Below are 17,418 nucleotides of genomic sequence, written 5' to 3'. Positions count from 1 at the left end.
CAGGCCCTGCGGGCCTTGCACAGCCGCGAGGCGGCAATGGTGTCTTGCCAAGCGCGCAACGCCGCTCTAGCACTCCGGCCGAATTCGATCTCAGAGGAAACGACCATGGCGACCCACAAATTGCTGCTGCTCCCCGGCGACGGTATCGGCCCCGAGGTGATGGGCGAGGTGAAGCGGCTGATCGACTGGCTCAATTCGGCAGGGATCGCCAAATTCGAGACCGATACCGGCCTGGTCGGCGGCTCCGCCTACGACGCCCACAAGGTGTCGATCTCCGAGGGCGACATGGCCAAGGCGCTGGCCGCCGACGCCATCATCTTCGGCGCGGTCGGCGGCCCGAAGTGGGATGCCGTTCCTTACGAGGTGCGCCCCGAAGCCGGCCTGCTCCGCCTGCGCAAGGATCTCGCCCTGTTCGCCAACCTCCGCCCCGCCGTCTGCTATCCGGCGCTCGCCGATGCCTCGAGCCTGAAGCGTGAGGCGGTCGAGGGCCTCGACATCGTCATCGTGCGCGAGCTCACCGGCGGCGTCTATTTCGGCGAGCCCAAGACCATCACCGATCTCGGCAACGGCCAGAAGCGCGCCGTCGATACCCAGGTCTACGACACCTATGAGATCGAGCGTATCGGCCGCGTCGCCTTCGAGCTTGCGAGGAAGCGCAAGAACAAGGTGACGTCGATGGAGAAGCGCAACGTCATGAAGTCGGGCGTGCTCTGGAACGAGGTCATGACGGCGGTCCACAAGCGCGAATATCCTGACGTGACGCTCGAGCATCAGCTCGCCGATTCCGGCGGCATGATGCTGGTGAAGGCGCCGAAGCAGTTCGACGTCATCGTCACCGACAATCTGTTCGGCGACATGCTCTCCGACATCGCGGCAATGCTCACCGGCTCGCTCGGCATGCTGCCCTCGGCCTCGCTCGGCGAAGTCGATGGAAAGAGCAAGAAGCGCAAGGCGCTGTACGAGCCCGTGCACGGTTCGGCGCCCGACATCGCAGGCCAAGGCCTCGCGAATCCCATCGCGATGATCTCGTCCTTCGGCATGGCGCTGCGCTATTCCTTCGACATGGGCGATCTCGCCGACAAGGTCGATGCCGCGATCGCCGCGGTGCTGGCGAGCGGCCTGCGCACCGCCGACATCAAGTCGGAAGGCACCACGGCCGCCTCGACCACGCAGATGGGCGAAGCGATCCTGAAGGAATTGCAGAAGCTGCACGCGTAGCCACAAACACCGCAATCGTAGGGTGGGCAAAGCGATCGCGTGCCCACCATTTCGATCGCGATTGCCGCGAGATGGTGGGCACGACGCTTCGCGCCTTTGCCCACCCTTACGGCTCTGCCGACGACCTCAGGGAAGCCACCTCATGGATGCCTCGCCCCGCCCCAAGATCGCGGAAACCATCATCCATGAAACGGTCCGCCAGCGCGAAGCGCAGATCGGTCGCCGCTGCGAAATCCTCGCCGACACCCGCATCGAATATGCCTCGCTCGGCGACTACTCCTATCTCGGCGAGAACTGCGAGGTCGCCGACGCGGTGATCGGAAAATTCACCGCCATCGCCAATTCGGTGCGCATCGGCGCGCCCAACCATCCGATGGGCCGTCCGTCCCAGCATCGCTTCACCTATGTCCCGGAATATTACGAGGCGAGTGCGACGCGTGACCGCGACTTCTTTGCGGATCGTCGCGGAGATCGCGTCATCGTCGGCAACGATGTCTGGATCGGGCACGCCGCCATCCTGCTGCCGGGCGTCACGGTCGGCGACGGGGCGGTGATTGCCGCGGGCGCGGTCGTTAGCCGCGATGTCGAGCCCTACACGATCGCCGGTGGCGTTCCCGCGCGTGCCATCCGCAAACGCTTTGACGATTCGGTCGCGGCAAGCCTGCGCCGCATCGCCTGGTGGGATTGGCCGGACGAACTCATCTTCGAGCGCCTGGGCGATTTCCGCTCCGAGGCGATCGAAGAATTTTGCAGGCGCTACGACCCGGCAGCCGACGCCTGAAGCGGACGCATCTCTCACAAACAAAAATGGCCGGGCGCGAGCCCGGCCATTTTGATTCGGTCGATCATTCCGCTCAGTACAGCGGGAAATTCCGCGGATAACCGCCGACGTCGGCCGGCGTGCTCAGCGGCTGGCGATCGATCGGGCGGTTGTTGTTCTCGCGGGCGAAGGTCGGATAGCCGATCGCCGGCGGGAAAGCGTAGTCGGAGAACTTGCGGTCGCCAGGATTGACCTCAGTGCCGCCGTCAAGCCAGGAGCGCTTGCTCACATAGAGGCGGGTGCGGCCCTGCTGATAGACAGCGTTGGGGCCACTCGGACCGTAATAGGGCCGGCTGTTGTCGTAACGTTGCTTCTTGGTGTCGGCCGAGGCGGGTGTCGCGAGGGCTGAGGACATGACAACCGCGGCGCCGGCCGCAAGCCACATCGCCAGTTTGTTCGCGGCGGAGAAATTCGAGCTCATCACGTCCCCTTCAGGCGGCAAGCCGCCAATCGATTTCATCCCCATACTAGCCCGGCAAGGGTGGCCGCAACTAGGTCTATTGGGTCACACCAGCTCGGAATAATCGTGCGCGCTGGCAAAAGTTGCATCAATACCAGCCACTTGAGCTTGATGCGGATCAAAGCGCCCCGCGCAATTGCGCGTTCGCCGCGCCCAGCAGCCAGTCCGACGAACCCTGGGGAGCGCAGGAGCGGCGCTTCAGCTCCGCATGGGCAAACAATTCCGCCAACTTCGGCTCGTTACCCGAGGTCAGGAGCGTGAGCCGATTCAGCGTGCAGGCGATCGCCGCGCGTCGGGCGGGGAGGGTGTCGCCCTGGCAGGAGAAGCCGGAGATCTGGAGCGCCGGCTCCTCGCTGCGCTTGAGGTAGCCGAGGCACGCCCGCGCGGCCTCCGCCGCGCCGGTGGGCCGGAACAGGGCGACGGGACCGAATTTCGTGTCGATCAGGCCGGCCTGCTCGAGCGGAGTTGCTTCACCCAGGCCCATGTGGACCGCCAGGTCCGCTGTCGCCGGGCGGGCCACGTCGAATTCGCCGCCTTCGCAGTAGATCTCGAGCTCCGCCACGGGCTTGTCCGCCTCGCCGGTCCAGCGCATCACGTCCCTGCGGCCGCCTTCGGGATGCCTGAGAATGACGTAAGAGGCTGTTTTTTCTGATGAATCGAGCCGGCTGAGGGCGAAGGCCGGTTGCGAGCGGTCGGCCACGCTCCACCCCGGCTTCTCGGCGGGCTCATCGTCGCGCAGGCTGGGCAGCTGGTCGAACGCCGCCAGCGCGAGGATGGCAAACAGGACCAGCGTCCCCACATAGGCGAACAGGCGCGCCAGCGTGCCGACGATTTCGTCGGCGAGGGCTGCGAGCGCCAGATGGATCTGGGTAGGGGTTGCGGCCGTGCTGGCCTCTGGCGACTGCATCCACGGCCTTCAGGCATGGTCCAACGTTGTCTTGAGGCGGGTTCTCGCATAGAAGCGCTGCTCTTCCTGTTTAAGCGTCAGCTTCAGGAACGGGCTTTTTCATCGGAGAGTGAACGATGGGTTACAAAGTCGCAGTCGTCGGCGCGACCGGCAATGTCGGACGGGAAATGCTCAACATCCTCGATGAGCGCAAATTCCCCGCGGACGAGGTCGTGGCCCTGGCGTCACGCCGCAGCGTCGGCGTCGAGGTCTCCTATGGCGACCGCACCCTGAAGGTCAAAGCGCTCGAGCACTACGACTTCTCCGATGTCGATATCTGCCTGATGTCGGCGGGCGGCTCGGTGTCGAAGGAATGGTCGCCGAAGATCGGCGCCGCCGGCACGGTCGTGATCGACAACTCGTCCGCCTGGCGCATGGATCCGGACGTGCCGCTGATCGTGCCCGAGGTGAACGCGGATGCGACGGCCGGCTTCAAGAAGAAGAACATCATCGCCAACCCGAACTGCTCGACCGCGCAGCTCGTGGTCGCGCTGAAGCCGCTGCACGACAAGGCGACGATCAAGCGCGTCGTTGTCTCGACCTATCAATCGGTCTCGGGCGCCGGCAAGGATGCGATGGACGAATTGTTCTCGCAGACCAAGGCCGTCTACACCAACAGCGAGCTGATCGCGAAGAAATTCCCCAAGCGCATCGCCTTCAACGTCATCCCCCAGATCGACGTCTTCATGGAGGACGGCTACACCAAGGAAGAGTGGAAGATGATGGCGGAGACCAAGAAGATCCTTGATCCCAAGATCAAGCTCTCCGCGACCTGCGTGCGCGTGCCGGTGTTCGTCGGCCACTCCGAGGCCGTCAACATCGAGTTCGAGAATCCGATCACGGCGGACGAGGCACGCGACATCCTGCGCAAGGCGCCGGGCTGCCTCGTCATCGACAAGCAGGAGCCCGGCGGCTACGCCACGCCGTATGAAGCCGCCGGCGAGGACGCCACCTATATCAGCCGCATCCGCGAGGACGCGACGGTGGAGAACGGCCTCGTGCTGTGGTGCGTGTCCGACAATCTGCGCAAGGGCGCGGCGCTCAACGCCATCCAGATCGCGGAAGTGCTGATCAACCGCAAGCTGATCAGCGCGAAGAAGAAGGCGGCGTAACGAGCGGAATCTCGTAGGGTGGGCAAAGCGAAGCGTGCCCACCAAGGTCTCAATCGGGAAAGATGGTGGGCACGGCGCGTTGCGCCTTTGCCCACCCTACGAATTCAAGCCGCGTTACGCACGCTCCTGAATTCCTTCGCGACCTTGTCCAGCACGAACAGCGACCCCTCTGCCACGCCGAAATAGGCGCCATGGGTCTGCATCTGGCCTGAGTCCACCGCCTTCTGCACGAACGGAAACGTCATCAGGTTTTCCAGGCTGCGGAACACCGCGGCCTTCTCGATGCGCTCGACGAACTGTGCCATGGTCTCGTGGTCGCGCTGCTCGACCACTTCGCCCGGCTTGATGAACATCTGCATCCATTTGCCGATGAAGTCGCCCGGCGTGAGCGGCTCGATCTTGTCGACGAAGGCGCGGATGCCGCCGCACTGCGCGTGCCCGAGCACGACGATGTGCTTCACCTTCAGGACCGTCACGGCATATTCCAGCGCTGCGGAGACGCCGTGCGCATTGCCGTCGGGCTGATACACCGGCACCAGATTGGCGATGTTGCGGACGACGAACAGTTCACCCGGGCCGACGTCGAAGATCACCTCGGGCGAGACGCGGCTGTCGCAGCAGCCGATCACCATCACTTCCGGGAACTGCCCCTTCACCGACAGCTCGCGATAGCGGCTCTGCTCGGTCGGCAGCCGCTGGGTGGCGAAGGCCTTGTAGCCTTCCAGCAAATGCTTCGGGAATGTGATCATGGCCTATGCCTAACCATAGACCAGAGGGGCGAACAAGCCTTTCGAATAGGCAGGCCAGATGCTATCGGCTTGGCTTGTTGTTCGAGCATGATCCTTTCGGAAAACCGCCGCACACTTTTCCGGGATCATGCTTCAGAATAGACCTGAGGAAACTGGAAGGAATGCTCGCATGACCCGCCCGCGCCGCAGCCATCTGTTCATGCCCGGCTCCAACCCCCGCGCGCTGGAAAAAGCGCGAAATCTCGCCGCTGACGGCTTGATCCTCGATCTGGAAGATTCCGTCGCCCCCGACCTCAAGGGGGTGGCGCGTGACGGCATAGCCGCTGCGATCGCGGACAAGGGGTTCGGCAAGCGCGAGATTTTGATCCGGACCAACGGCCTCGACACGCCCTGGTGGGCCGATGACGTCGCGATGGCCGCCAAGGCCTCGCCTGATGGCATTCTGGTTCCAAAAGTTTCAAGCATCGAGGATCTCCAGGCGATCGGCGCTCGCCTTGCCGAGCTCGGCGCCGCGCCGACGGTGAAGGTCTGGGCGATGATCGAGACCGCGCGCGCCGTGCTTCATGCCGAGGAGCTGGCCGCCGCGGGCCGCGATCCCAAGACGCGCCTCTCCGGTTTCGTGTTCGGCCCGAACGACATCTCGCGCGAGACGCGCATCAAGATGCTGCCGGGCCGCGCGGCGATGATCCCGATGATCACCCATTGCATCCTGGCGACGCGTGCCCATGGCCTCGAGATCCTCGACGGCCCCTATAGCGACATTGCCAATTCCGACGGTTTTGCCACCGAATGCGCACAGGGCCGCGACCTCGGCTTCGACGGCAAGACGCTGATCCATCCGTCGCAGATCGAGGCTTGCAACGCGATCTTCACGCCGCCCGAAGAGGAAGTCGCGCGCGCGCGAAAGATCATCGCGGCATTCGAGCTGCCCGAGAACGTCTCGCGCGGCGCGATCCGGCTCGATGGCGCAATGGTGGAGCGTCTGCACGCCGACATGGCGCGGCGTACGATCGAGATCGCGGACGCGATCGCAGCGATGAGCAAGGGCTGAGGCGTCAACTCGAAGAAGCGATGTCCGCTTTTCCCCGCCAGGCGGACATCTTCTCGACGTCAAGAGGACTGCCGCTTGTGACCCATGCGGTCATCGCGGCGGTCAGTCCCAATCGCCTATTTTCCCGCCCGCGAAGCGGCTCTGGATTCGTCACCCGCGACGATGGCGCTTTCGCGGGACGGTGCATCGACAGGCTGCGGCGCCGCCAATTCCTGGCAATACATCTGATCGATCTTGCGCTGCATGAGCGCATAGCAATCGCATGCGACCTTCTCGAGCCGCGCCCGATGGATCTCGACAAACCCGCGCCGGTCGGACGGGACGGCGCCGGCTTCGCGCAGCTTGCTCATCGTCAGGGTCACTGTCGTCCGTCGCACCCCAAGCAATTGCGCAAGCGCCTCGTGCGTCACCGGAAGCCGGTCATCGGGAACGCGGTCGTGAAGCTGCAGGAGCCATCGCGCCATGCGGCCATCCACCCGGTGCAGCGCGTTGCAGGCGGCGACGTGCTGGAGCTGCAACAACAACGCGCGGGCGTGGACTTGCACGACGTTCCTGATGGCGGCGCTTTGCGCAAAGGCCGCGCGAAACTTGGCGGCGGAAATCAGCGATGCTGTGCCGGCGATCCGAGCAATCGCGGTCACGGATGACAGCGACGGGCCGAGCACGGAGAACGAGGCCAAGGCGCCTTCCCGTCCCATCAAGGTGGTTGCGACCGTTTGCCCGTCCGGCATATCGATCATGAAGGCGATGGCGCCGCTATGGGGAAAATAAACCGGGTCGAGCTCATCGCCCGACCGCACCAGGATGGCATCGGGTTCGAACGAGACCTTCTGGAAGTAGGGCGTGAGCAAACCGAGATCCGCCGGCGGCAACGCCGCCAATAGTCGATTCCCGATGCCCGTGCGGTGGACAGTCATGGCGCTTTCCTGTGAACGAGCACCCAACGAACGACGGTAACCATCTATTTCGTTTGCCATGATTATCCGGAATACGAATTGCCGAAGGGGAACCATCCAAACAGAGCCATTCGTCGAGATCAAGCACGGACAATTGCGGAGACCTTGCCGGCATCCTCGCCGCGCAAACAGGGCCTTGCATACATCATACTATTGACGCTCTTTGCCACTCGGTGAGGTGACACATGTGCTGATTGACCAGTGATGGTTGTGGCAGCGCGGGAGTCTGCCCCTGGCCCGGGCGCCTCCGCGCCGATGCCGAACTGTACCAGCATCTTCGGCCGCTCGTCGTCGGCGCGTCCCGACAACGGCCGTTTCGCCGAAGTCCACGATCTCGGCTTTTCCCGTTGCGGTTGTGAACAGGGGTGCTACCCTCGAAGCCATTGGTGGGTTCGGGCAATCTATTGATGCGTTTTTTTGGGGCAGCTGTCTTTCTCGTCACATCGCTTTTGTCTGCTCAGCCCGCCCTTGCGCAGGCGCGGGTTGCGCTTGTCATCGGCAATGGCGCCTACGAGAAGGTGCCCGAGCTGCCGAACCCGACTCGCGATGCGGCCGACATCGGCCGCGCGCTGGAGCGGCTGGATTTCAAGGTCACTCAAGTCAGGAACGCCGCCGCGCAAGAGATGAGGAAGGCCGTCGTTGAGTTCGGCCGATCCGCCGAAATGTCCGACATCGCCGTCGTGTTCTACGCCGGGCACGGCATGGAAGTCGGCGGCGAGAATTGGCTGATCCCAATCAGTGCCGAGCTGCGCAGCGATACCGACGCCGAAAGCGAGGCGATCAGCCTGCGTTCGGTGAGCCTTCAGGTTTCGAAGGCACGGAAGTTGGGCCTCGTGATCCTTGACGCGTGCCGCAACAACCCTTTTGCCGCGAAGATGAAGCGCTCGTTCAGCACCCGGGCCGTGGCTCGCGGGCTCGCGCCGACGGAGCCGTCCGACAACGTCCTGATCGCGTATGCCGCCCGGGACGGCACCACGGCAAGCGACGGCGATGGCCGGAATAGCCCCTTCACGACGTCGCTGCTTCGCCACATCGAAACACCCGGCCTGGAGATATCGTTTCTGTTTCGCCGGGTTCGTGACGACGTGATGGCGGCAACCAGGCGCGAACAGCAGCCTTTCGTGTATGGCTCCTTGTCGAAGGAAGAGATTTACCTCAAGGCCCCTGCCGTCGCCGCTCAGGCGCCAGCTGCATCAACTCCGGCGCCTGCTGCTCCTGCGGAAGACGAGAAATTCTGGCAGGCTGTCCGGACGTCGACGGTGGCAGCTCTCTTTGAGCAATTTCTCGCCAGATACCCCCGCAGCGACCACGCCGTCGAGGCCCGCCAGCGAATCAAGGATCTCAAGGCCAGCGAGGTTGCGGCGCTATCATCTCCGGCTGCTGCTCCGAAATCCGATGCGAGCGGACGCCAGGAGGCTGATGCCAAGCGCGTCGTGCGAAATCCATTTACGCCCGACGACAACAAAAAAATCTCTGTCATCGCGGCAGCTCAGCACCTCGAATTGCCGAGCTTCGCCATCTCGTCCGATCAGAACGATCCACTCAACGCCAATTCCAGGTTTGTCGGCGTGTGGTCCAACAAGCGCGGGTGGACCAATGGCAAGGGACGCTACGCCATGCTGATCATCACGGAGGTCTCCGCGACGGGCTTGGCCAAAGGATACTACCTCTGGGGGCCGCCCACGAAACAATCATGGGCGAAGGATGTGGCGGGATACAAATCGTTCGCCGAGTTCATTTCGAACGATAAATTCTCCATCAATGGAACGCCTGTCACGGTCAAGCTGGACAAGAACGTCCTTGCCCTGACTTCCATCAATAAGGAGAATCCGTCGGAGACCGCGACTATCGAGCTTCGTCCAGTCTGGCAGCTTGTGCCGGTGCCCGAGGATGCCGAACCTCCGACCAAACGCGATAAAACGTCGCGAGCTCATGCAGTCAAGAAAGAGAGCGCGGCCGAACCTGGCCCTCCGGGTCATGCCGGCGGAGCGAGTATGGAAGAGCGCTATCGAGCGTGCAGAAAGCTCGTGAAAGGATTTGCCCAGCGCGACGCATGCGCGCGTAACGGCACGATCTGATCTTTTCGATCCCGACGACGCGTCAGCGCGGGGCGACGTCGGCCCGATCGAGCGACTCCAGCGTCGATGCATTGCCACAATAGCCGTGGTAGTTCTCCGCGGCGGTGCCCTCGGCGAGATCGCGGTCGCATCGTCCCTTCTGATTGCAGAGCGAGCAGACGCGCTCCATGTCGCGGAGCAGCAGCGGCTGCGCACGACCGAGCCTGTCTGCGCTGATGCCGAGCTGCTCGAGCATTTTCGGCAGCTCGTCGGCAGCGTGCTTGCCGTGACGGACCAGCTCCTCCAGATCGTCAGGCGCGATCCTGAGATCTTGCGCGATCCGGTCGAAATCGGCGCGATCGAGCTGCCGCATCTCGTTCATCTCGCGGCGATGCTTCAGCCAGGCGGCAAAGGACTCGATGAGGTCCTGAACGATGGGATAAGGCCTGCTTGCGGTGCTCATGGAAAGCTCCATTCGGGCGGCGGAATTGGAGCGAGATTAGGCACAATGGTGCAGAGGCGCGTTGCGCTGGATCAAATTTGGAAGCGTTGGAGTGTGGCGCGTTGGTGGTTGGTTTCGTGTTCCGGACGCGGTGCGGCGCGAAGTGCCGCTCCGCAGAGCCGGGACCCATCTCGCCGCATCTCTGGGCCCCGGCTCAGCAGCGCATCACCATAGCGCGTCGAAGACGCGCGTGAACGCGCTTATGGTGCTGCGCTACGTCCGGGGCAGGAGAGCGCCGCGTAGCGGACTGAGTTACGCGAACCGCTCCGTCGCCCACGCATACAGGCTGCCCGGGATCGGCTTTTCGCCGCCGCGGCCCTTGGGGGAGATGTGCAGGCCGATGATCTCGGGGTCGGTGACGAGGCCGAGATAGCTTGAGGGATCGAAGAACAGCTTTGGCTCGGCATGCACGGCGTAGAACGATTGCTTCGGCAGTGCGTTCTGTATTTCACCGGTGCGGCGCGCGAGCGCGGTGAGCGCCGCCGGTCCGAAGATTGCGACGCGAATGTCCGAGAGACGGTTCGAGCCCCCGCGCAGGCGACGCATCATGAAGGTGATGCGATGGCGCACCGACAGCCAGTTCGGCGTCAGCTCCTCCTGCTCCATCAGCTCCTCGAAGGCGGAAACGATGCCGTGCTCCGCCGGCAGATAGATCACGGAATTGCCGAGCTGGCGCGGCCGTTCCCAGGCGAAGTAGGGTTTTGCCGGATCGATCTCGACGGGTTTCAGCAGCAGCACGTCGGCATCGAGCCAGAGGCCGAGGTTCTTCGCCATCAGCTTCATGCGGAAGAAGTCGCTGAACTGCAGCGTGGTCCAGTCGCGCCAGCTTCCGTCCGGCTGCGGCGGTCGCAATCGTTCGGAGAACGCGTGCGGCAGGATCGCCTCGGCGTCCGCGTTCCCGATGCCCGCGGGCAGGCCGGGAATGGTGTCAAAACTGTAGACCGTGACCTTGTGGCCGGCCGCGAGCTGCGAGCGCAGACAGGTCTGGCGCAGTGCGTCCATCGGGCCGTGCCAGAAGGTGACGATGTCGGGCAGCATGCGCGTCAGTCTAGGGGTTAATCAGGACAAAGAAAAAGCCCCGGCGCTCGTCGCACCGGGGCTCGAACTGGAGCTCGATCTCAGGCCCAGGCGCGTTCGCGCTTGAGCTTTTCCTCGTAGGTGTCGATCGAGGCCTTCTTCTCCATCGTCAGGCCGATGTCGTCGAGGCCGTTGATCAGGCAGTGCTTGCGGAACGGGTCGATCTCGAACTTGACCTTGCCGCCGTCGGGGCCGCGGATCTCCTGATTCGGCAGGTCGATCGTCAGCGTCGCATTGGCGCCGCGCTCGGCGTCGTCGAACAGCTTGTCGAGGTCTTCCTGCGAGACGCGGATCGGCAGAATGCCGTTCTTGAAGCAGTTGTTGTAGAAGATGTCGCCGAACGAGGTCGAGATCACGCAGCGGATGCCGAAGTCGAGCAGCGCCCAGGGCGCGTGCTCGCGGCTCGAGCCGCAGCCGAAATTGTCGCCGGCGACCAGCACCTTCGAATTGCGATAAGCGGGCTGGTTGAGGACGAAATCCGGATTCTCGCTGCCATCGTCCTTGTAGCGCTGCTCGGAGAAGAGCCCCTTGCCGAGGCCGGTGCGCTTGATGGTCTTGAGGTACTGCTTCGGAATGATCATGTCGGTGTCGACATTGATGATCTTCAGCGGCGCCGCGACGCCTTCCAGCGTGGTGAACTTGTCCATTTCAGGCTTCCCGGTTTGAAGTCAGGGGAGGGCTATTTAGCCCGGTTGGCACACAAATCCTAGGCCGGATTCGGCAGGCCTAAGGGGCGTAAATCGAGGTTCGTCTTCAGCCTGGCGGAGCCATGCTGTCAGGGGCAAAGCCGGTTGGCAGGCCGTCGATGCTCTTCATGTTCTTCAGACCCCAGTATTTTCGCAAATTGTTGACACCCTGCGCCGTCCAGTAGCGCACGAGGCTGCCGCGTTCTTGTCTGTAGTCGAACAGCGGCACGCCCATACCGCATGACGTCTGCACGAGGTCGACCGAGAGGCGCACGATTTGGCGGGCGCCTGCCATGTCCTCGAAGTCAGGAACGAGATCGGAATATTCCGGCGTGCCGCGCATGAGCGATCGAGCGTGGCCATAGAGCCGCAGGATCATCGGGGCGCCGTCGAAGGCGCAAAACATGATGGTCAGCCGCTTGTCGTCGGAGGCGGTCAGATGCGCACGGGTCTCGCTGCCGCTGCCGGTGCAATCGAGGTAGGCGACGTCGCTCTCTCCCAGCACCCGGAATGACGACAGGCCCTTGGGAGACACGTTGATGCGTCCCTTCGGCGGGGCGCTCGCGACGAAGAAGATCTTCTGCCGTTCGATGAAAGCCCGGTGCTCGGGTTCGATCCTTGCGAATTGCCTGCCCATACCCGCTCGTCCTTTCCGCAGCGACGCTGCAGCGGCAAAGAATTAGCATGCCGATTATACCCGTTTAAGAATGTTCTTTATGCTGGTATAAAAACCACCATGAAGGGACCAGACTCGATCGCTCCAGCTCTCTCGCTCAGCGCGTTCCTGCGCGCGCTCCGGGAGCGCCAGTCTCCGGCAGAATTCGGCCTCGCCGCCGGAGCACGGCGGCGCACGCCCGGCCTCCGGCGCGAGGAGGTCGCTCAGCTCTGCGGATTGAGCGTCACCTGGTACACGTGGATCGAGCAGGGTCGCGATGTCTCCGTCTCGGCTTCGACACTTGCGCGCCTCGCACGCGGATTGCGCCTGTCACGAGCGGAGCGCAGCTATCTGTTCGAAGTTGGGGGCAAGCGCGATCCCGAGCGTCCCGGCCACAGCGATGATCCGCCTGAGGAGGTGCTGGCCTGCGTCGATGCGATCGATGGGCCGGCCTACATTCTCGATCGCACATGGGGCGCGCGTCGTTGGAATGCGAAAGCGTCCCGGTTGTTTGCCGGATGGCTCGATGCTGACGGCGAAAAAAATCTTCTGCGCTACATCTTCCTCAGGCCCGAGGCGCGAACACTGATCCTCGACTGGACCTCACGCGCGCAACGCGTCGTCGCAGAATTCCGCGCCGCTGTTACAGCCTATTCCGACGATCCGGACATTCGCCGGCTCGTCGAGGAACTGAGAGTTGGAAGCCCCGACTTCGAACGCTGCTGGGAGACGCAGGGGGTTCTGGCACGCGAAGGCGGCGAGCGTGCGTTCGATCATCCGACCATGGGACTGCTGCACTATCAGCAGGTGTCGCTGTCTCTCGCGGGCTGGTCCGACTATCGACTGACGATGCTTCTCGCTGCGCCAACCATACGCAACCGATGACGTCCTACTCCGCCTGAGCCTCAATCGCCGCCATATCGTCGTCCGAGAGGCCGAAATGGTGGCCGATCTCGTGGATCAGGACGTGGCGGACGATGTGGCCGAGGCTCTCGTCGTGCTCGGCCCAGTAATCCAGGATCGGCCGGCGGTAGAGCCAGACCATGTTGGGCAGCCGCGCCACATCGCCCAGGCTCTGCTGGGGCAGGCCGACGCCCTGGAACAGGCCGAGCAGGTCGAACTCGCTCTCGCATTCCATCTCGTCCATCACTTCCTCGGTCGGGAAGTCGTCGACACGGAGGATCACGCCCTCACAGAGGCCGCGAAATTCCGCCGGCAGGCGCTCGAAGATGTCGTGCGCCGTCGCTTCCATCTCAGCCAGCGAGGGTGCTTTCAATTCCGTCCACATGGGCTTTTCTTAGCGCGGGTTCCGTGGCGATGCATCCGGCTTTATAGAAGGCTACGAAGAGTTGACGCCGCGCGCGAAAACGGGGAGCGTACGGCGCCTCAAGGGGATAGCTCAGGTGGGTGGTGGTGCGATGCGGGCGGGAACAGCAATACTGGTTCTACTTTGCATGGGGTTGTTTTCGCAATTTTGCGTCGGTGCGGAAGCCCAGACGGCCGGCGCCGGTGTCAGGCTGGCCCAGGCGGCCTCGCCAGACGACGTTCCTCCGCCGCGCAGGCGCCCGCCCGCCCGGCTGCGCGTCACGCCCTACTACGCTCCGGACGGCGTCTATCCGCGCTACTATCCGGGTCCCGATGCGGTCCGCGAGTGCAACGCCACCTATGTGCAGGAATATCGGCCGAGCGGCACGGTGATCGTGCCGCATATGAGCTGCTACTGGCGGCGGGGCTGACGCGCCTCAACGGCCGCGTGATGCCCGCATCTTGAGGGCGGAGTTCGTCATGACGAGATGGATTGCATTGGCCGTAGTCGCCGGGCTCGCAGCGGGTCTGCCTCGCGCTTCAACCGCGCAGAGTGTGACGAAGTCGGATGCCTCGGCCGGGACAGCGATTTTCGATGCGAGACGGCACGCAAGACACCATGACGTTGGGCGGCGCTCCGCGCCCCATGATCCGCATTATTATGCGCGGCCCATCTACTATCGTCCCTATCCCTACGGCGTGCCGGCACCCTTCGTGTTCGGCTACGGGCCGTGGTGGTGACGCGCCGCGTTAGCCCGCCGGCGCAAATCCCCTGACCAGCAGCACGGTTGCCTGCGCGCCCGCCTTGCGATCGCGCGAGATCTCTTCGTAGTCCGGCGAATTCGAGAAGGCGAGGAACGCCGCCTCGTCGGGAAATGACATCATGACGAGCTTGTCGAACGGCCACGGGCCCTCAAGCACGCGCGGCTGCTCGTCGGCGGCGAGCAGCCGTCCATTGTACTTTCTGAACACGTCGAAGAACCGCGCCTGATAGCGGTCATTGGCCGCGCGGTCCGTCATCTTCAATTGCGCGATCGCGTAGACGGTCATCTTTCGAATTCCTTTTGTCGTGGCACGGCGCCTCGGCAGGAAGCTTGTTCATTCACAAGGCGTTCACGTCGCTGTCCCTAATTTAATCTTGGGAGCGACTGCAATTGAACAGCGATGCGAGCGACGCTGCGCCGCAATGCTGCCGTTCAGATTCAGGGAGAATTCCATGCTGAGGGTCTTGGATGCTCGGACAAGCTCGATACGCTTGCTCGGGCTTGCGGCCGTTGCCACGCTGATGCTGTCGGCCGGGACTGCACAACGTGCCGAAGCGATGACTCCGATCAATCCGACGCCGTTGCCGGCGGCGAAGGCTGCAAGCGACGACATGATCACCCAGGTTCGCCACGGTGGCGGCGGTGGTGGACATGGTGGCGGCTTCCACGGCGGCGGCGGTTTTCGTGGCGGTGGTTTCCACGGCGGCGGAGGACATATCGGCGGTTTCCGCGGCGGTGGCTTTCGGGGCGGCCATATCGGCGGCTTCCGCGCCGCACCGGCCTTTCATGGTGGCGGCTATCGCTACGGCGGATTTCGCCACTATGGCGGTTTTCATCGCTACGGGATCTATCGCCCGCATTACGGCTATCGTCACTTCCACCGGCGCTATTATTACGGCGGCTACTATCCCTACTACCACTATCCGCGCCGCTGTCGGGTGATCTGGACCTATTACGGTCCGCGCCGCGTCTGCCGGTGGCATCGCTGGCACTATCCGTACCGCTATTGGTAATCGCGATCGAAATGAAAAGGGCGCCGCGACGGCGCCCCTTGTTCGTGTGGCCTAGAGCCAATCCTTCAGCTTCCACGACGCCGGCTTCCACCGCGTCAGGTTCTCGAGCTTCCACTGCTTGATCATCGCCGGCGGCCAGCGGCTGAGCTTCGAGGTCTCCTCGACCTCGGGCCTGGCGACGATGGGCAAGGGCGTTGCGCGTCGCCGGTGCTGGCGCGTCGCCTCGCCGATCAGATCGACATATTCAGGCTTGTTGGCCATGCGCTGTGTCCTCGCGAAACCGTCGCGAGGACACAGTGTCGGCGATGCCGATTAACGGCCGTTTGCCGCTTTAGCTCAAATTGCAGGGAGCGGCTTACCGCCACTCCCTGACGTCGACGAAGTGACCCGCGATCGCGGCGGCTGCCGCCATCGCCGGCGACACCAGATGCGTGCGGCCCTTGAAACCCTGGCGGCCCTCGAAGTTGCGGTTCGAGGTTGAGGCGCAGCGCTCTTCCGGGGCCAGCTTGTCCGGGTTCATCGCGAGGCACATCGAGCAACCGGGCTCGCGCCATTCGAAGCCGGCCTTGATGAAGATCTTGTCCAGACCCTCAGCCTCGGCCTGCTCCTTCACGAGGCCCGAGCCCGGCACGACCATGGCGTTGACATGCGCTGAAACGGTCTTGCCTTCGGCAATCTTCGCCGCCGCGCGCAGATCCTCGATGCGGCCGTTGGTGCAGGAGCCGATGAAGATGCGGTCGAGCTTGATGTCGGTGATCTTCGTGCCCGCCGTCAGGCCCATGTATTTCAGCGCGCGGTGCTTGGAGAGACGCTTGGCCTCGTCCGCGATCTGATCCGGATCGGGCACGATGCCGGTCACCGAGATGACGTCCTCGGGCGAGGTGCCCCAGGTCACGATCGGCGGCAGCTTGGCAGCGTCGAGGCGCAGCTCGTGGTCGAAATGCGCGCCGTCGTCGGAGCGCAGCTTCTCCCAGTAGCGCATCGCCGCGTCCCAGTCCGCGCCCTTCGGCGCCTTCGGGCGGCCGCGCAGGAAATCGAACGCCTTCTGGTCGGGCGCAACCAGGCCGGCGCGCGCGCCGCCCTCGATCGACATGTTGCAGACCGTCATGCGGCCTTCCATCGACAACGCGCGGATCGCATCGCCGGCGTATTCCAGCACGTAGCCGGTGCCGCCGGCAGTGCCGATCTCGCCGATGATGGCGAGGATGATGTCCTTGCCCGTCACGCCTTCAGGCAATTTGCCGTCGACGGTCACGCGCATGTTCTTCGCCTTCTTCTGGATCAGCGTCTGCGTCGCCAGCACGTGCTCGACCTCGGAGGTGCCGATGCCGTGTGCGAGCGCGCCGAACGCGCCATGCGTCGAGGTGTGGCTGTCACCGCAGACGATGGTGGTGCCGGGCAGGGTAAAGCCCTGCTCGGGCCCGATGACGTGGACGACGCCCTGGCGCTTGTCGAACTCGTCGTAATATTCGATGCCGAATTGCTTGGCGTTCTCGGCCAGCGCCTTGATCTGCTCGATACTCTCCGGATCGGGATTCGGCTTGGTGCGATCGGTGGTCGGCACGTTGTGGTCGACGACGGCGAGCGTCTTTTCCGGCGAGTGCACCTTGCGGCCGGTGGCGCGCAGACCCTCGAACGCCTGCGGCGAGGTCACTTCGTGCACCAGATGGCGGTCGATATAGAGCAGGCAGGTGCCGTCGTCGGCTTCGTGCACCAGATGGTCGTTCCAGATCTTGTCGTACAATGTGGTCGGCTTGGACATGAGCTTCAGCTCCAGGAATGTTGTGGTGCGGATATGCGCGGTCACGCGCGGGCAACAAAATCGTCAGCGCAGCTTTTAGGCTGCGCGCGTAAGCTCTGACGTTGCCGAGGTCGCGAAGCGTCCGAAGAACCGGCCAGGCAGCCGCGAGCGATCGTCGATGACGATGCGCGTGACGGGGGCGAGGCTGGTCTGATCTGGAAACATTCCAAGAATATATAGCAGGCCGATTTGGAAGCGCGAGTGCTTTGACGCGCACGGCTGACGCAACAAAAAAGCGCGGGGTTT

Annotated in this window: 21 protein-coding genes; 9 read left to right on the top strand and 12 right to left on the bottom strand. The window is 63.6% G+C overall.

The annotated features are described in order from the left end of the window. The first annotated feature begins 105 nt into the window (after positions 1-105). On the top strand, positions 106-1,218 hold the full coding sequence (gene leuB / locus AB7535_RS35415) for a 3-isopropylmalate dehydrogenase (protein ID WP_354113494.1): 1,113 nt from the start codon (positions 106-108) through the stop codon (positions 1,216-1,218). A gap of 142 nt (positions 1,219-1,360) precedes the next feature. Beyond that, positions 1,361-1,999 carry a DapH/DapD/GlmU-related protein gene (locus tag AB7535_RS35410; RefSeq protein ID WP_166105187.1) on the top strand — a complete coding sequence of 213 codons (639 nt, stop codon included), beginning with the start codon at positions 1,361-1,363 and terminating at the stop codon, positions 1,997-1,999. A 73-nt stretch (positions 2,000-2,072) separates the two neighbouring features. Here the strand turns inward: AB7535_RS35410 and AB7535_RS35405 are convergent, their stop codons facing one another. Further along, on the bottom strand, positions 2,073-2,459 hold the full coding sequence (locus AB7535_RS35405; protein ID WP_175618176.1) for a hypothetical protein: 387 nt from the start codon (positions 2,457-2,459) through the stop codon (positions 2,073-2,075). A gap of 157 nt (positions 2,460-2,616) precedes the next feature. Continuing rightward, complete coding sequence (locus AB7535_RS35400) at positions 2,617-3,405, bottom strand: hypothetical protein (RefSeq protein WP_439037497.1); 789 nt, start codon at positions 3,403-3,405, stop codon at positions 2,617-2,619. Positions 3,406-3,521: 116 nt separating this feature from the next. Here AB7535_RS35400 and AB7535_RS35395 point away from each other — a divergent pair, with 116 nt between their 5' ends. Continuing rightward, the gene (locus tag AB7535_RS35395; protein ID WP_063980378.1) at positions 3,522-4,556 is read left to right on the top strand and encodes an aspartate-semialdehyde dehydrogenase; all 1,035 of its coding nucleotides are present in this window, start codon (positions 3,522-3,524) and stop codon (positions 4,554-4,556) included. A gap of 104 nt (positions 4,557-4,660) precedes the next feature. Here AB7535_RS35395 and AB7535_RS35390 read toward each other — a convergent pair whose 3' ends face one another. Further along, entirely contained in the window at positions 4,661-5,305 is a 645-nt protein-coding gene (locus AB7535_RS35390) for a carbonic anhydrase (RefSeq protein ID WP_071908674.1), read from the bottom strand. A 169-nt stretch (positions 5,306-5,474) separates the two neighbouring features. On the opposite strand from AB7535_RS35390, the gene AB7535_RS35385 reads away from it, so the two are divergent. After that, the gene (locus tag AB7535_RS35385) at positions 5,475-6,356 is read left to right on the top strand and encodes an HpcH/HpaI aldolase/citrate lyase family protein (protein ID WP_071908673.1); all 882 of its coding nucleotides are present in this window, start codon (positions 5,475-5,477) and stop codon (positions 6,354-6,356) included. Positions 6,357-6,472: 116 nt separating this feature from the next. On the opposite strand, the gene AB7535_RS35380 is transcribed toward AB7535_RS35385, so the two are convergent. Next, positions 6,473-7,273 carry a Crp/Fnr family transcriptional regulator gene (locus tag AB7535_RS35380; RefSeq protein ID WP_166106232.1) on the bottom strand — a complete coding sequence of 267 codons (801 nt, stop codon included), beginning with the start codon at positions 7,271-7,273 and terminating at the stop codon, positions 6,473-6,475. Between the two features lie 425 nt (positions 7,274-7,698). Between AB7535_RS35380 and AB7535_RS35375 the strand changes: the two genes are divergently transcribed. Beyond that, positions 7,699-9,390, top strand: coding sequence for a caspase family protein (locus AB7535_RS35375; RefSeq protein ID WP_166105203.1), 1,692 nt, complete (start codon positions 7,699-7,701; stop codon positions 9,388-9,390). Positions 9,391-9,412: 22 nt separating this feature from the next. On the opposite strand, the gene AB7535_RS35370 is transcribed toward AB7535_RS35375, so the two are convergent. From AB7535_RS35370 to AB7535_RS35355, 4 genes are all read right to left on the bottom strand, one after another. Further along, a complete protein-coding gene (locus tag AB7535_RS35370; RefSeq protein WP_354113493.1) occupies positions 9,413-9,832 on the bottom strand; it encodes a hypothetical protein in 420 nt (139 codons plus the stop codon). 291 nt (positions 9,833-10,123) lie between these two features. Beyond that, positions 10,124-10,909 (bottom strand): hypothetical protein, encoded by a 786-nt coding sequence (locus AB7535_RS35365; protein ID WP_354113492.1) that lies wholly within the window; start codon positions 10,907-10,909, stop codon positions 10,124-10,126. An 80-nt stretch (positions 10,910-10,989) separates the two neighbouring features. Next, positions 10,990-11,595: a 3-isopropylmalate dehydratase small subunit gene (gene leuD / locus AB7535_RS35360; protein WP_014490662.1), complete on the bottom strand. Its 606-nt coding sequence runs from the start codon at positions 11,593-11,595 to the stop codon at positions 10,990-10,992. 106 nt (positions 11,596-11,701) lie between these two features. Then, the gene (locus tag AB7535_RS35355) at positions 11,702-12,271 is read right to left on the bottom strand and encodes a pyridoxamine 5'-phosphate oxidase family protein (protein ID WP_135213880.1); all 570 of its coding nucleotides are present in this window, start codon (positions 12,269-12,271) and stop codon (positions 11,702-11,704) included. Between the two features lie 99 nt (positions 12,272-12,370). On the opposite strand from AB7535_RS35355, the gene AB7535_RS35350 reads away from it, so the two are divergent. After that, on the top strand, positions 12,371-13,174 hold the full coding sequence (locus AB7535_RS35350; RefSeq protein WP_354113491.1) for a helix-turn-helix transcriptional regulator: 804 nt from the start codon (positions 12,371-12,373) through the stop codon (positions 13,172-13,174). Between the two features lie 4 nt (positions 13,175-13,178). Here AB7535_RS35350 and AB7535_RS35345 read toward each other — a convergent pair whose 3' ends face one another. Continuing rightward, positions 13,179-13,577 (bottom strand): metallopeptidase family protein, encoded by a 399-nt coding sequence (locus AB7535_RS35345; protein WP_071908668.1) that lies wholly within the window; start codon positions 13,575-13,577, stop codon positions 13,179-13,181. Positions 13,578-13,743: 166 nt separating this feature from the next. Between AB7535_RS35345 and AB7535_RS35340 the strand changes: the two genes are divergently transcribed. Continuing rightward, positions 13,744-14,025 carry a hypothetical protein gene (locus AB7535_RS35340; protein ID WP_063980388.1) on the top strand — a complete coding sequence of 94 codons (282 nt, stop codon included), beginning with the start codon at positions 13,744-13,746 and terminating at the stop codon, positions 14,023-14,025. 49 nt (positions 14,026-14,074) lie between these two features. Continuing rightward, entirely contained in the window at positions 14,075-14,335 is a 261-nt protein-coding gene (locus AB7535_RS35335; protein WP_135213878.1) for a hypothetical protein, read from the top strand. 9 nt (positions 14,336-14,344) lie between these two features. Here the strand turns inward: AB7535_RS35335 and AB7535_RS35330 are convergent, their stop codons facing one another. Continuing rightward, positions 14,345-14,644 carry a DUF1330 domain-containing protein gene (locus tag AB7535_RS35330; protein ID WP_135213877.1) on the bottom strand — a complete coding sequence of 100 codons (300 nt, stop codon included), beginning with the start codon at positions 14,642-14,644 and terminating at the stop codon, positions 14,345-14,347. 166 nt (positions 14,645-14,810) lie between these two features. On the opposite strand from AB7535_RS35330, the gene AB7535_RS35325 reads away from it, so the two are divergent. Further along, on the top strand, positions 14,811-15,371 hold the full coding sequence (locus tag AB7535_RS35325) for a hypothetical protein (protein ID WP_135213876.1): 561 nt from the start codon (positions 14,811-14,813) through the stop codon (positions 15,369-15,371). A 51-nt stretch (positions 15,372-15,422) separates the two neighbouring features. Here AB7535_RS35325 and AB7535_RS35320 read toward each other — a convergent pair whose 3' ends face one another. Beyond that, entirely contained in the window at positions 15,423-15,632 is a 210-nt protein-coding gene (locus AB7535_RS35320; RefSeq protein ID WP_135217132.1) for a hypothetical protein, read from the bottom strand. A gap of 94 nt (positions 15,633-15,726) precedes the next feature. Then, positions 15,727-17,133, bottom strand: a complete 1,407-nt coding sequence (gene leuC / locus AB7535_RS35315; RefSeq protein WP_063985988.1) for a 3-isopropylmalate dehydratase large subunit — start codon at positions 17,131-17,133, stop codon at positions 15,727-15,729. Between the last annotated feature and the right edge of the window lie 285 nt (positions 17,134-17,418).

The sequence above is a fragment of the Bradyrhizobium sp. 956_D2_N1_4 genome, from assembly GCF_052076025.1.
Taxonomy (GTDB): domain Bacteria; phylum Pseudomonadota; class Alphaproteobacteria; order Rhizobiales; family Xanthobacteraceae; genus Bradyrhizobium; species Bradyrhizobium barranii.
Note: the sequence above shows the minus strand (reverse complement) of the source record. Positions and strands in the feature narration are given on the sequence as shown.